Below are 12892 nucleotides of genomic sequence, written 5' to 3' on the forward strand. Positions count from 1 at the left end.
GCCGCCGCCCTGACCAGCGGTACCCGTTTTGCCCTTGCGCGCTGTACGCAACGGAACATAATCAAAACATCTGTATATCCATACAGGCCGGCCTTTCACCGGCCCTCACGCAGGAGCCAAGCCATGCTGAGCTGGGATGAATTCGACAAGGAAGACGGCGCCGAAGCAGCCGCCGCAAGCAAGCACAACCCGCAGGTCGCGGACATGAGCCTCGACAAGCTCGACCAGGCCGGCGACGCCGCCGCCCACGAAGCCCGCGCCGTCGCCGCCGACGACAGCGCCGCGGTCGCCCGCGCCAAGGCCGCGCTCGACCAGCTCGACATCCAGGAAGGCCTGGACGAACTGGAAGGCTCCGCCGCCCGCGTGCAGGTCGACCAGAAGCGCATGATCAACGCCCGCGCCGACCTCAACCAGCTGGTGCCCTTCAAGTACGACTGGGCCTGGCAGAAATACCTCGACGGCTGCGCCAACCACTGGATGCCGCAAGAGGTCAACATGAACGCCGACATCGCCCTGTGGAAGAGCGCCGACGGCCTCACCGAGGACGAGCGCCGCATCGTCATGCGCAACCTCGGCTTCTTCTCCACCGCCGACTCCCTGGTGGCCAACAACCTGGCCCTGGCCGTGTACCGCCTGATCACCAACCCCGAATGCCGCCAGTACATCCTGCGCCAGGCCTTCGAAGAGGCGATCCACACCCACGCCTACCAATACTGCATCGAATCGCTCGGCATGGACGAAGGCGAGATCTTCAACATGTACCACGAGATCCCGAGCGTGGCGAAGAAGGCCAGCTGGGGCCTGAAGTACACCCGCGCCATCTCCGACCCGCAGTTCAACACCGGCACCGTGGAGACCGACAAGGAACTGCTGCGCAACCTGATCGCCTACTACTGCGTGCTGGAAGGCATCTTCTTCTACTGCGGCTTCACCCAGATCCTCTCCATGGGCCGCCGCAACAAGATGACCGGCGTCGCCGAGCAGTTCCAGTACATCCTGCGCGACGAATCCATGCACCTGAACTTCGGCATCGACGTGATCAACCAGATCAAGATCGAGAACCCGCACCTGTGGGACGCGCAGATGAAGGACGAAGCGACCCAGATGATCCTGCAGGGCACCCAGCTGGAGATCGAATACGCCCGCGACACCATGCCGCGCGGCGTACTGGGCATGAACGCCGCGATGATGGAGGACTACCTCAAATTCATCGCCAACCGCCGCCTGACCCAGATCGGCCTGAAGGAAGAGTACCCGGGCACCACCAACCCCTTCCCGTGGATGAGCGAGATCATGGACCTGAAGAAGGAGAAGAACTTCTTCGAGACCCGCGTGATCGAGTATCAGACTGGTGGGGCGTTGAGCTGGGATTGATGGCTCGCTGACATCAGAGTAGATTGACCCTACACCTGCCAGGGATGTTGGGAATGAAGCTGAATAAAAAGCCCCGCCTAGTGCGGGGTTTTTTATGGGCGAGGAATATATGCTTACTGAAAAACATTACGCATATGTCGACGAGTCGGGAAATACAAGCTTAAACACAGAGAAGGACGGAACATCAGAATACTATGTAGTATGCGCAGTAATTAGCTCAGAACACAATTTAAAGCAAAATGAAAAAATTGCTGAAACAATAAGAGAAAGACACTTCAAAACAAGCGAAATAAAATCAAGCAACGTCGGACACAAAAGCCATAACCGCAGAAAGCAAATACTAGAAGACCTAGCCAAGCTAGAAATAAGGCTCGAAGTTATCGCAATAAACAAAGCCGAAATATACCCAGATAACGGCCTTAAGCATAAAAGATCCTTCATAAAATATGGAACCAGCATACTATATAAAAACCTATACGAAACATATCCCACCATTGAGGTACTAGCTGATGAACATGGATCACCAGAATTCAAATCTTCGCTAGAAACGTACGTCAACAGGAAATTTGATTTAATCGACTCTACCTCAGCCTTCGGAACAGCAAAGAGCCATAACTCTATATTAATTCAAGTAGCAGACTTCTATGCGGGCACGATAGCGCACATATACGAAGAAAAATGCCCACCACATGTAGCTCTGGAGTATTTAGATCAAATCAGAGAAAAGCAGAGCTCGTTTATTGAGTGGCCAATCAGATACACATCACCTCCCCAATCTAAATCATCAAACCCCCAAGACCGAAAGGTATACGAAATCGCTATAAAAAGCGCATATGACTACCTTTCTAAAACACCAGAATCTGCTGATCAATCTAAAAGACTACAAACGGCGATACTGAAATTTTTGCTTTTCAAAAACACACTAGAAGGAATGTCCAACTATATAAGCACGGGAGAAATAGAGGATCACTTGAAAAGTATTGGACTCACCGACATCACGCAACAAATGCTACGCACTGGAGGAATTGCAAAACTTCGAGACGAAAGCGTCATAATTGCGAGCAGCCCTAATGGCTACAAAATACCAACATCTCTATCTGACATCCAAGACTACCTAAACAAAGTAACATCTCAAATAATTCCAATATTGGATCGCGTTAAAAAAATGCATAACCATTACCGCACCCAATCTGCTGGAACTCTTGAAATGATCAACAAAGACAGCGCAGGAGACCTATGCAGTTTAATAATAGCTAGCGACCCCGCATGGCAAAAAATCCAAGAGCAACTTATCAAAGATAAAAATTAAAGATTTCAAAACCTCCCCCTATGCTTCGAATTAAGGGTAATTGGGGACAGTCCACGATTTATCGGTTCCCTCCATTACCGGTTTCGCCCTTACGGCGAGTCACTTTCTCTTTGCTCGCGCAAAAGAGAAAGTAACCAAAGAGAAAGCGCGCCCGACATCCGGGTTTCGCTGCGCTCAACTCCCCTCGCTCCGGTGCTGTTCCGAGGGTCGTCGCGAAGGGCCATCCCTGGCCCATCACTCCTCGTTTGGCATCCATGCCAAACGCCCCTCTCCACAGCACCTCCACTCGGCCTCCTGACGGGATTCAGAGACCGAGTCGCCTAAGCTGTCCGTGTAGGAAAATCCAAAAAAGCAGAGCCAAAGCATTGCGGCTTCTTATGGTTCTGGAGCGCCAATCGTCACAGACGACGCCAAACGCCCCGTCAGCGAGTAGCCCGGATAACCGCTGATGGTGGATGAAAAAAGCGTCATCCACCCTACGGTCTGGACGCCCGAACGCGGGGTTGCGGTCCTGTAGGGTGGACAACGCGAAGCTTGTCCACCGTGATAACCAAACCACCTCCGGCAATAACTGTCGCATTCGGCTTTTGCTGTTCCATCCACGATCTCGCAGACGACGCCAAACGCCCCATCAGGAGGCCGAGTGGAATCGTTGTGTAAGGGGTTGAGCGGCATGGATGCCGCGAGAGCCGCGATGGGCCAGGGATGGCCCTTCGCGGCGGGCCTCTGGAGCAGCGATGGAGCGAGGGAACCCGACGAAGTCGGGCCGGATGCAAGGGGCAAGACCTCTTGGTTACTTCTGGGGCGTCTGCCAGAAGTAACCCGCCGTAAGGGCGGAACCGTTAGTCCAGACGATAAAGAAGCGGCGTATGTACGCCGGGAGCGAGTAGCCCGGATAAACGCTGATGGTGGATGAAAAAAGCGTCATCCACCCTACGGTCTGGACGCCCGAACGCGGGGTTGCGGTCCTGTAGGGTGGACAACGCGAAGCTTGTCCACCGTGATAACCAAACCACCTCCGGCAATAACTGTCGCATTCGGCTTTTGCTGTTCCATCCACAATCTCGCAGACGACGCCAAGCGCCCCTTCAGGAGGCCGAGCGGAATCGTTGCGCAGGGGGTGAGCCGCATGGATGCGGCGAAAGGCGTAAAGGGCCAGGGACGGCCCTTTTACGCCGACCCCGGAGCAACGATGCAGCGAGGAAACGGAGCGCAGCGGAGTAACAGCCGCAGGCTGGCCCGCAGGGCGAGCAAAGCGAGTCAAGTCTGGCGCAGCCAGACCCGGATGGTGGGGCTAGACCTTTTGGTTACTTTTGGCGGGGCCGGCCATCCGGGCGATGCCAAAAGTGACCCGCCGTAAGAGCGGAACCGCTAGTCCAGACGATATAGAGGCGACGTATGTACACCAAGCCGCCCCACCACCTGGCCAATGGATATCAAAGTGATATCATCGCGCCGCGCTTTTACAGCGCCATCAAATAAACAAGGAAAAAGGAGTAAGCGCATGAAAGCGCAACGTATGTTGTTGGCCATGGGTCTGGTCGTTCTGTGTTCCGGCTGCGCAAGTGGCTTGAACTCCCAGCAGAAGACAGAGCTGCGCCAATACGAAGCTCGCGGGCAGGCGGTTCAGGAAAAGAACCCGGGCACCGCTGCCGCTCTTGGTTTGCTGCCCGGTGGCGGCTCCTTCTATGGCCGCGAATATGGGCTGGGCGTGGTCAACCTGCTGTTCTGGCCGCTGTCGATCCTGTGGGACCCGGTCAGCGGTTACGACGCATCCGAAACGATCAATTACCATGCCACCAAGGCGCATGTCGCCAAGCTGCAGGATCGCGAAGTAAGTGCGCTGGACGAACGCCTCGCCAGCGGCGAAATCGACCTCGCTGCCTACACGCTGGAAAAACGTAAGGTCGATAAGAAGTACAGCACCTACTGATACCAGGACCACGCCTCTGATATCCCCCGCGTTGAGCGCTTGTAGCGAACATCCCGGATCACCGCTGATGGTGGATGAAAAAAGCGTCATCCACCCTACGATCCGGACGCCCGAACGCGGGGATACGGCGAAAGGCATAAAGGGATAGCCATCCCCCAAATGGCGGATGAAAAAGCGTCATCCCCCCTTGCACTACCAAAGTCACCTCTAGGGAAGTTCTGGAAAGGCGATATACCGTCACTCCCGCGAAGGCGGGAGCCCAGGTACTCCGGAAGTTCTGGATTATTCCCCTTCGGGCCAGCGCAAGCGCTGTTCAGCGATAAAGCCGCTGTCCCGCCTGCGCGGGAATGACGACTATTTCGGAGCGCCCCTAACTCAGCAGCCTACAAGGTACACAACCCACCCGGCACCGCCATCACCCAATCCCTCACCGCCCGAATGGTCGGATCGTTCCTGCGGCTTTCCGGGTACACCAGAAAGAACGGCTTGCCCTCAATTTCCGGGCCGAAGGGCTGCACCAGGCGCCCTTCCCTCAGCTCGTCCTCGATCAGCTGGCGGCTCATCAGCGCCACGCCCTGGGCGCCGATGGCGGCCGAGACGGCGTGGGTCTCGTCGGAGAACACCAACCCGGCGTTGACGTCCAGCCCCGGCACCTGGGCCTGCTTCTGCCACAGGGCCCAGTCCAGCGGCGAGGAAACCGCGGCCTGGTTGCGAAAGTGGATCAGCGAGTGCCTGGGCAGCTCGGCGGCATCGTGCAGGCCGAGCAGCGGGCTGCAGGTGGGGATGAAGCTGTTGTCGAACAGCTTCTCCGCCACCAGCCCCGGCCAGCGGCCGTCGCCGTAGCGGATGGCGATGTCCGCGGTGACGCCATCCAGCGCCACCGGCTCGTGCGAGGCGTGGATGCGCAGGTCGATGGTCGGGTGGGCCTCGCGCAGCAGGCAGACCCAGGACAGCAGCCAACGCATCGCTACCGCGGGCGTGGTGCTGAGGGTGATGGCCTGGCGACTGGGCACCGCGCTGAGCCGTTCGACCGTGGCGCTGATGCTGTCGAAGGCGGTTTCCAGCACCTGCCGCAGCTCGCGGCCCTGGGTGGTCAGTTCGAGCTGCCTGGGCTTGCGCAGAAACAGCGCGACGCCGAGCGATTCCTCCAGTGCGCGGATCTGGTGGCTGATCGCCGTGGCGGTCACCGAGAGCTCTTCGGCGGCCCGCTTAGCGCTCTCATGGCGCGCGGCCGCCTCGAAGGCCCGCAAGGCCGATAGCGAAGGTAACCAGCGCTGCGCCATACATGAACCTCTCTCATCCGTAACGGAAAATAATCGTCGTTTGTCGCCCATGCAGGCTGCAACTTAGCCTGAGTCTGCTGCGAAACACAGATGAGTTCAACTTCGTAAAGGAGATGCGACATGCCCCACATCCTGCACCTGGACGCCAGCGCCCGCCCCGGCCTCGCCGGCAAGGACCTGCACGGCTCGCACAGCCGCCACCTCAGCCAGCACTTCGTCGGCCAGTGGCGGGCCCGCCGCCCACAGGACAGCCTCACCTACCGCGACATCGGCCAGAACCCGCCACCTTTCATCGACCACGACTGGATCGCCGCCGCCTTCACCGCGGAGCCGCAGCGCGAGCCGTGGATGCGCGACACCCTGGCGGAGAGCGACCGGCTGATCGACGAGCTGATCGCTGCGGACGTGCTGGTGATCGGCGCGCCGCTGTACAACTTCAGCATGCCGGCCGCGCTCAAGGCCTGGATCGACCAGATAGTGCGCACCGACAGAACCGTGGCCTTCGACGCCAGCAAGCCGCTCGATCCCTATGTACCGCTGCTGTCCGACCGGCCGCGGCACGCCGTGATCCTCAGCGCCCGCGGCGGGGTCGGCTTCGACGCCGGCGGTGCGATGGCGCACATGAACCACCTGGAGTCGAGCCTGATCACCGCCCTCGGCTTTATCGGCATCACCCGCGTGCACCAGATCGCCATCGAGGGCCAGGAAGTGGGCGGCGAGCTGCTGGCCACCTCGGTGGCGCAGGCGCTGAGTCGGGTCGATGCGCTGGTGGTGGAACTGCAGCGGGAGTTGCAGACTGAGCGGGTCGCGGAACCGGCTTGAGACTCCAGACAACGGCGCCGGGCAACACTCGGCGCCGGCTCGAACAACGACGGGATTCTCACCCGCACACTCGGCGCAATCGGCCTAGGGAACCTTCTGCACCTTTGCTCCCCTAAGCCGCACGACCTAATCACTGCGGAGAAGCCCCACATGCATACCCTCACCCGCCTCTGCCTGCTCAGCGCTGCCGCTCTTTCCCTGACGGCCTGCTTCGACAAGGAACAGGAAGATGTCACCAACAAGCTGTGCATCTACAACACCGATCCGCAGGCCGAGCGCTGCAAGGCCGGGCAGATGGCCTGGTTCCGCCCGGACAACGACCAGCTGATCAGCGAGCAAGCGGCGCTCAGCGTTGCTGCCGCTTACTGCGACTTCAACCACGAGGTGATGCACAACCGCGCCGGGGTGGTCTGCGTGTTCACCGACAAACGCCTGGACAGCGTCAAGTAGTTCGCAGGGTGGACAACGCGAAGCTTGTCCACCATGGTTCAAGCATCCCACCGCTCAAGGATGAGCCGCCATGCCCGACTACCGCCGCGCCCTCGCTCCCGGCGCCACCTACTTCTTCACCGTCAACCTGCGCGATCGCAGCAGCGATCTGCTGATTCGCGAAATCGACCTGTTGCGCGAGACGGTGCGCGCTACTCGGGCACGTCATCCCTTCCATATCGACGCCTGGGTGGTGCTGCCCGAGCATATGCACTGCCTGTGGACGCTGCCACCCGACGATGCCGACTTTGCCCTGCGCTGGAAGGTGATCAAGTTCGCCTTCGCCAAACGCTTGCCGGCCACCGAACCCACCACTGCGACGCAGCGCAGACGCGGGGAACGAGGCATCTGGCAGCGGCGCTATTGGGAACATCTGATCCGGGACGAACGGGACTACCAGCGCCACTTCGATTACATCCACTACAACCCGCTGAAACACGGCCACGTCGAGCGCCTGGCGGACTGGCCCTATTCGAGCTTTCACCGGGCGGTGGCAATGGGGATTTACGACAGGGACTGGTGCGTAGGCCCCTCGCCTGAGGACCAGGGCTTTGGGGAATGAAGGGCTGTGGTGGAAAACGCCGCGCGGTTTTCCACCCTGCGTTGGGCGAGCCTTTCTAGTGAACGCCCCGGATAAGCTTGGCCCCCGGTTGGTGGATGAAAAGAGCGTCATCCACCCTACCCGGCGCTACAGACCCGCCGCCCTGGCCCGCGCCGCGTGCAGCTTCTTGTAGCTGTCGATCAGGCGCAGGTGCTTGTCGAGGCCTTCGAGCTGCATGCTGGTCGGGGTCAGGCCATAAAACCGCACGCTGCCATTGACCGAACCGATGGCCGCGTCCATCCGCTCGTTACCGAACATGCGGCGGAAGTTGGGCTCAAAGTCGGCCATGTCCAGCTCGTCGTCCAGCTGCACTTCCAGCACCACGTTGAGCGCCTGGTAGAACAGGCCGCGCTCGACCGTGTTGTCGTTGTACTGGAGGAAGGCCTCGGTCAGTTCCTTGGCTTCGTCGAACTTGTTCAGCGCCAGGTAGATCAGCAGCTTGAGCTCGAGGATGGTCAGCTGGCCCCATACCGTGTTGTCGTCGAACTCGACGCCGATCAGGGTGGTGATGTCGGTGTAGTCGTCGACCTCGCACTGCTCCAGGCTCTTGAGCAGGCTCCTCAGGCGCATGTCGCTCAAGCTGTGCAGGTTGAGGATGTCGGAGCGGAACAGCAGCGCCTTGTTGGTGTTGTCCCAGATCAGGTCCTCGACCGGGTAGATTTCCGAGTAGCCCGGCACCAGGATGCGGCAGGCGTTGGCGCCGAGGTCGTCGTACACCGCCATGTACACCTCCTTGCCCATGTCTTCGAGGATGCCGAACAGGGTGGCGGCCTCCTGGGCGTTGGAGTCCTCGCCGTGGCCGGAGAAGTCCCACTCGACGAACTCGTAGTCGGCCCTGGCGCTGAAGAAGCGCCAGGACACCACGCCGCTGGAGTCGATGAAGTGCTCGACGAAGTTGTTCGGCTCGGTCAGCGCCTGGCTCTCGAAGGTCGGCTGCGGCAGGTCGTTGAGGCCCTCGAAGCTGCGGCCCTGGAGCAGTTCGGTGAGGCTGCGCTCCAGCGCCACCTCGAAGCTCGGGTGCGCGCCGAAGGAGGCGAACACGCCGCCGGTGCGCGGGTTCATCAGGGTCACGCACATCACCGGGAATTCGCCGCCGAGCGAGGCGTCCTTGACCAGCACGGGAAAGCCCTGCTCCTCCAGCCCCTGGATGCCGGCAAGGATGGCCGGGTACTTGGCCAGCACCTGCTGCGGCACGTCCGGCAGGGCCAGCTCGTTCTCCAGGATCTCGCGCTTGACCGCGCGCTCGAAGATTTCCGACAGGCACTGCACCTGCGCCTCGACCAATGTGTTGCCGGCGCTCATGCCGTTGGACAGATACAGGTTCTCGATCAGGTTGCTGGGGAAGTACACCGTCTCGCCGTCGGACTGGCGCACGAAGGGCAGCGAGCAGATGCCGCGCGCCTTGTTGCCGGAGTTGGTGTCGTACAGGTGCGAGCCGCGCAGCTCGCCGTCCGGGTTGTAGATGGCCAGGCAATGCGCGTCGAGGATCTCTTCCGGCAGCGCGTCCTTGGGGCCGGGCTTGAACCAGCGCTCGTTGGGGTAATGCACGAAGGGCGCGTTGGCGATTTCCTCGCCCCAGAACTGGTCGTTGTAGAAGAAGTTGCAGTTCAGCCGCTCGATGAACTCGCCCAGCGCCGAGGCCAGCGCGCTCTCCTTGCTGGCGCCCTTGCCATTGGTGAAGCACAGCGGCGACTGGGCGTCGCGGATATGCAGCGACCAGACGTTGGGGACGATGTTGCGCCAGGAGGCGATCTCGATCTTCATCCCCAGTTCGGCGAGGATGCCCGACATATTGGCGATGGTCTGTTCCAGCGGCAGGTCCTTGCCGAGGATGCGCGTGCCCGGGCCTGCGGTCAGCGCCGGCATCAGCAGGGCCTGGGCATCGGCGTCGAGGTTGGCCACCTCCTCGATGACGAACTCGGGGCCGGCCTGCACCACCTTCTTCACCGTGCAGCGGTCGATGGACCGCAGGATGCCTAGGCGATCCTTCTCGGAGATGTCCGCCGGCAGCTCGACCTGGATCTTGAAGATCTGCTGGTAGCGGTTTTCCGGGTCGACGATGTTGTTCTGCGACAGGCGGATATTGTCGGTGGGGATGTCGCGGGTCTGGCAGTAGAGCTTGACGAAGTAGGCCGCGCACAGCGCCGAGGAGGCCAGGAAATAGTCGAACGGCCCCGGCGCCGAGCCATCGCCCTTGTAGCGGATGGGCTGGTCGGCAATCACCGTAAAGTCATCGAACTTGGCTTCGAGACGGAGGTTGTCGAGAAAGTTGACCTTGATTTCCATGCGGGGTACCAGACAGCAGCGAGACGAAATGGCCGCCATTATCCGGCTTTTGCGCGGGAAGTCTCGTCTTGCCGCCGCGCGGGGGATCGGCGCAGTGGGTACGCCGGGGAAAACGCGGCGCGGTTTTCCTGCCGCTGCTGCTTCTCCCACCGCCTGGAGACGCTTAGATAGCATTGCGCTATCATCGCCGCCCTCCACATATCACACGAAAGGATTCATATGCTCAAACGCATCGCTTTACTGGCCACCGCAGTCGCCGTTCTGCAGGGATGTGGCGTGACCATGCCCCGCTACGAACCCAACTTCGACAACGTCCAACTCCTCAAGCAACAAGCGCCGCTGAGCGTCATGGGTTCGCCGAGCGTGGTAGCGGATCAGGGACAGGATTCGGTTTCGGCCCGCGCCAACCCTATTCGCAGCCCCGAAGGTTCGTTGAGCAAGCATGTCCAACACGCCCTGGAAGGCGAGCTGCGACTGGCAGGCCTGTTGGCGCCGTCCTCCGCACGTCAACTGCAGGTTCGCCTGCGCCAGAACAGCCTGACGGCCGGCATGGGCAGTGGTAATGGCGTAATCAGTGCGGACTTCGATCTGCGCGAAGGTGATGTGTCGCTGTACAGCGGCAGCAAGACCGTGACCAGCGTCTGGGACAGCAGCTTCGTCGGCGCCATTGCCATCCCCTCGGCCGCCAACGCCTACAACCCGCTGGTGCGAAAACTGCTGGCCGAACTGTATCAGGACCCCGCCTTCATCAAGGCGTTGAAACCCTGAGCGAACGATCGGCGCGCCTCAGGCGCGCCGATTGGCTTCAGCCACGCATCAGCAGCGAACGGCCCTGGGCGTACTTAAGCACCTGCTGGTCGAGCAGTTGCTTGAGCAGCGCATTGAGCTGACGGCGGAAACTGTCGTTGATGGCCTCGGCCGGGGTGTAAGCCATCATGGGGATGAACACCAGCCCCATCCAGGTACGCACCGAGTCGTGGTTCTGTCCGACCTGAAGCGGTTGGCCCTGATCGTCCAGCACCTGCAAGGTCATGGTGTATTCGTCTTTCGCACTGCCTGGAATGATGCCCAGAGTGAACCCGGTGATCATGCCACTGACCATGGCCGCACCTTCCGAGCCGCTGTTGTAGACATTCAGCTTGAGGGTGTAGTCGCCCGCCTGCTTCTGGAACGGGTCGAGGGTGTAGCGACTGAAGAGCCCGGAGTCGCGCAGCGCCGCTTCGAGTTGCGGTTTGAGCAGATCCCGTCCCTGCGGTACTTCGACGGCCGTGGCGCTGTCCGCCTCGCCGCGATAAAAATTGAAATCGACGAACACACCGGGGCGCTGCTGATAGCTCGACATCGAGGGCAATGTGGTTTCCGCTACCTGATCGCCGGGGAAACTGGCGCAACCCGCCAGCGCCAAGACCATCGCCATACCCACCGCTTTTAACTTCATATCGACTCATCCTTGTTGGCTGAAAGCTGCCGTCGTTGCGACAGCGGCGACACTCTATGCAAAGCTCGCAAAAGTGGCAATTAGCCACACCCCTCTTGCGGCACATGGCCGGTAAGCCGCAACGAGGATGAGCAAAGCGTCAGCTGGGTAGACGGCGTCGCGCCATCAACGCTTGACGCAGGCGAACAGCGCATTGCCGGAGGCGCCGTCCCAAGGCAGCAACTTCTGGTAGTCGTGCTCCAGCACCTGCACCTCAAAGTACGGCGCCAGCAGCGCCTGCAGCTCGGCGAAGCTCACCGCCACCATGGGGTGTTCGTCGTGCCAGACCTGGGTCGCGTCGGCCACCGTTCGTTCGATGCGCAACCTCAGCGTCTGCCGTTCGCCCTCGCCCTGGTAGTGCCAGCCGGAGCCGAAGCGCAGTTGGCCGTCGGCATGCTCGGCGCTGTGGCAGACGAACGAGGCGTTGTCGATCTTGTGCTTGTCCACCGCGTTGAAGCAGAACAGCCCGCCGACGGCCAGGGCGCCATGCACGCTGGCGATGCAGGCCTGCAGCCGCTGGAGGCTGGCGCTGTAGTGGATGGAGTAGAGAAAGCAGGTGATCAGATCCAGCGGCTCGTCCGCGCTGAAGCCGCACATGTCCTGCCGGGCAAAGCGTGCCTCCGGGCAGCGCAGGGCGGCTCTATCGAGCATCGGCTGATTGATGTCGAGGCCGCCGCTCGCATAGCCGGCATCGAGAAAATGCCGCACGTGCGGGCCGGTGCCGCAGGCCAGGTCGAGGTGGCGCGTGCCGCCGTTGCCGAACAGCTGCTGCAGGCGATGCACGCAGTGGCTCTGCGCCTGGTAGTCGATATCGGCGCAGAGCAGATCGTAGTAACCCGACAGGTCGGTATAGAGGGCGTTGCCGGACATGCTGACCTGGGGTTGGACCGGGTGATTCGAGGGCGCACATCATAGCCCAAGCCGGCCACCGGAAGCACCGGCAGGGCGGCGAGCGGTAGCGCCGGCTGCAAGCCCGAGCGCTACAGGGCCGCGGTGGGCCGACCGGCATCGCGCCAGCCGGCGAAGCCGTCGATCAGGTAGCGGGCATCGAGCCCCATCGCTTCGAGGGTGGCGGCGATGCCCTGGCTGATTTCGCGGCCATGGGCGCAATAGAGCACCACCGGCCTATCCCGCGGCACCGAATCCTTCCAGGCGAGCAGCGTCTCGGGCGCATGCCAGTGCGCGCCGGGGATGGCGGCCGCATCCGCCAGCCGTGCCGCCTCGCGGCGCACATCCAGCAGGGTGAAACTGCGCCCCGCCGCTTGCCACTCGAGCAATTCGCAACTGCTGATCCGGCCCATGCCACACCTCCGAGTTG

12 protein-coding genes are annotated in these 12892 nt (G+C 61.0%); 7 read left to right on the forward strand and 5 right to left on the reverse strand.

What is annotated here, in order from left to right; all coding sequences use genetic code 11:
* The first annotated feature begins 123 nt into the window (after positions 1–123).
* From AC1G9C_RS17415 to AC1G9C_RS17425, 3 genes are all read left to right on the forward strand, one after another.
* Entirely contained in the window at positions 124–1374 is a 1251-nt protein-coding gene (locus AC1G9C_RS17415; RefSeq protein WP_397496461.1) for a ribonucleotide-diphosphate reductase subunit beta, read from the forward strand.
* Positions 1375–1468: 94 nt separating this feature from the next.
* Entirely contained in the window at positions 1469–2683 is a 1215-nt protein-coding gene (locus AC1G9C_RS17420; RefSeq protein ID WP_480408316.1) for a DUF3800 domain-containing protein, read from the forward strand.
* 1504 nt (positions 2684–4187) lie between these two features.
* The gene (locus AC1G9C_RS17425; protein WP_021446319.1) at positions 4188–4616 is read left to right on the forward strand and encodes a hypothetical protein; all 429 of its coding nucleotides are present in this window, start codon (positions 4188–4190) and stop codon (positions 4614–4616) included.
* A 383-nt stretch (positions 4617–4999) separates the two neighbouring features.
* Here AC1G9C_RS17425 and AC1G9C_RS17430 read toward each other — a convergent pair whose 3' ends face one another.
* Positions 5000–5899 carry a LysR substrate-binding domain-containing protein gene (locus AC1G9C_RS17430; protein ID WP_480408317.1) on the reverse strand — a complete coding sequence of 300 codons (900 nt, stop codon included), beginning with the start codon at positions 5897–5899 and terminating at the stop codon, positions 5000–5002.
* Between the two features lie 120 nt (positions 5900–6019).
* Between AC1G9C_RS17430 and AC1G9C_RS17435 the strand changes: the two genes are divergently transcribed.
* From AC1G9C_RS17435 to AC1G9C_RS17445, 3 genes are all read left to right on the forward strand, one after another.
* The gene (locus AC1G9C_RS17435; RefSeq protein WP_122107438.1) at positions 6020–6721 is read left to right on the forward strand and encodes an FMN-dependent NADH-azoreductase; all 702 of its coding nucleotides are present in this window, start codon (positions 6020–6022) and stop codon (positions 6719–6721) included.
* Between the two features lie 150 nt (positions 6722–6871).
* On the forward strand, positions 6872–7171 hold the full coding sequence (locus AC1G9C_RS17440; RefSeq protein ID WP_122107439.1) for a hypothetical protein: 300 nt from the start codon (positions 6872–6874) through the stop codon (positions 7169–7171).
* Positions 7172–7241: 70 nt separating this feature from the next.
* Positions 7242–7772 carry an REP-associated tyrosine transposase gene (locus AC1G9C_RS17445; protein ID WP_457789793.1) on the forward strand — a complete coding sequence of 177 codons (531 nt, stop codon included), beginning with the start codon at positions 7242–7244 and terminating at the stop codon, positions 7770–7772.
* A 126-nt stretch (positions 7773–7898) separates the two neighbouring features.
* Here the strand turns inward: AC1G9C_RS17445 and AC1G9C_RS17450 are convergent, their stop codons facing one another.
* On the reverse strand, positions 7899–10097 hold the full coding sequence (locus AC1G9C_RS17450; RefSeq protein WP_480408318.1) for an OsmC domain/YcaO domain-containing protein: 2199 nt from the start codon (positions 10095–10097) through the stop codon (positions 7899–7901).
* A 219-nt stretch (positions 10098–10316) separates the two neighbouring features.
* On the opposite strand from AC1G9C_RS17450, the gene AC1G9C_RS17455 reads away from it, so the two are divergent.
* Positions 10317–10865: a hypothetical protein gene (locus AC1G9C_RS17455; protein ID WP_480408319.1), complete on the forward strand. Its 549-nt coding sequence runs from the start codon at positions 10317–10319 to the stop codon at positions 10863–10865.
* 37 nt (positions 10866–10902) lie between these two features.
* Here the strand turns inward: AC1G9C_RS17455 and AC1G9C_RS17460 are convergent, their stop codons facing one another.
* From AC1G9C_RS17460 to AC1G9C_RS17470, 3 genes are all read right to left on the reverse strand, one after another.
* Positions 10903–11535 carry a hypothetical protein gene (locus AC1G9C_RS17460; protein ID WP_031304209.1) on the reverse strand — a complete coding sequence of 211 codons (633 nt, stop codon included), beginning with the start codon at positions 11533–11535 and terminating at the stop codon, positions 10903–10905.
* Positions 11536–11700: 165 nt separating this feature from the next.
* Positions 11701–12444 (reverse strand): class I SAM-dependent DNA methyltransferase, encoded by a 744-nt coding sequence (locus tag AC1G9C_RS17465; RefSeq protein ID WP_480408320.1) that lies wholly within the window; start codon positions 12442–12444, stop codon positions 11701–11703.
* A gap of 110 nt (positions 12445–12554) precedes the next feature.
* On the reverse strand, positions 12555–12875 hold the full coding sequence (locus tag AC1G9C_RS17470) for a rhodanese-like domain-containing protein (RefSeq protein ID WP_397496411.1): 321 nt from the start codon (positions 12873–12875) through the stop codon (positions 12555–12557).
* Positions 12876–12892 lie beyond the last annotated feature (17 nt).

Source organism: Pseudomonas sp. ABa2, assembly GCF_056676075.1.

Excerpts from the sequence above, each read along its gene's own strand:
- AC1G9C_RS17465 (WP_480408320.1), bottom strand. The coding sequence starts at position 12,444 with ATGTCCGGCAACGCCCTCTATACCGACCTGTCGGGTTACTACGATCTG.
- AC1G9C_RS17450 (WP_480408318.1), bottom strand. The coding sequence starts at position 10,097 with ATGGAAATCAAGGTCAACTTTCTCGACAACCTCCGTCTCGAAGCCAAG.
- AC1G9C_RS17440 (WP_122107439.1), top strand. The coding sequence starts at position 6,872 with ATGCATACCCTCACCCGCCTCTGCCTGCTCAGCGCTGCCGCTCTTTCC.
- AC1G9C_RS17455 (WP_480408319.1), top strand. The coding sequence starts at position 10,317 with ATGCTCAAACGCATCGCTTTACTGGCCACCGCAGTCGCCGTTCTGCAG.
- AC1G9C_RS17425 (WP_021446319.1), top strand. The coding sequence starts at position 4,188 with ATGAAAGCGCAACGTATGTTGTTGGCCATGGGTCTGGTCGTTCTGTGT.
- AC1G9C_RS17445 (WP_457789793.1), top strand. The coding sequence starts at position 7,242 with ATGCCCGACTACCGCCGCGCCCTCGCTCCCGGCGCCACCTACTTCTTC.
- AC1G9C_RS17430 (WP_480408317.1), bottom strand. The coding sequence starts at position 5,899 with ATGGCGCAGCGCTGGTTACCTTCGCTATCGGCCTTGCGGGCCTTCGAG.
- AC1G9C_RS17470 (WP_397496411.1), bottom strand. The coding sequence starts at position 12,875 with ATGGGCCGGATCAGCAGTTGCGAATTGCTCGAGTGGCAAGCGGCGGGG.
- AC1G9C_RS17415 (WP_397496461.1), top strand. The coding sequence starts at position 124 with ATGCTGAGCTGGGATGAATTCGACAAGGAAGACGGCGCCGAAGCAGCC.
- AC1G9C_RS17460 (WP_031304209.1), bottom strand. The coding sequence starts at position 11,535 with ATGAAGTTAAAAGCGGTGGGTATGGCGATGGTCTTGGCGCTGGCGGGT.
- AC1G9C_RS17435 (WP_122107438.1), top strand. The coding sequence starts at position 6,020 with ATGCCCCACATCCTGCACCTGGACGCCAGCGCCCGCCCCGGCCTCGCC.
- AC1G9C_RS17420 (WP_480408316.1), top strand. The coding sequence starts at position 1,469 with ATGGGCGAGGAATATATGCTTACTGAAAAACATTACGCATATGTCGAC.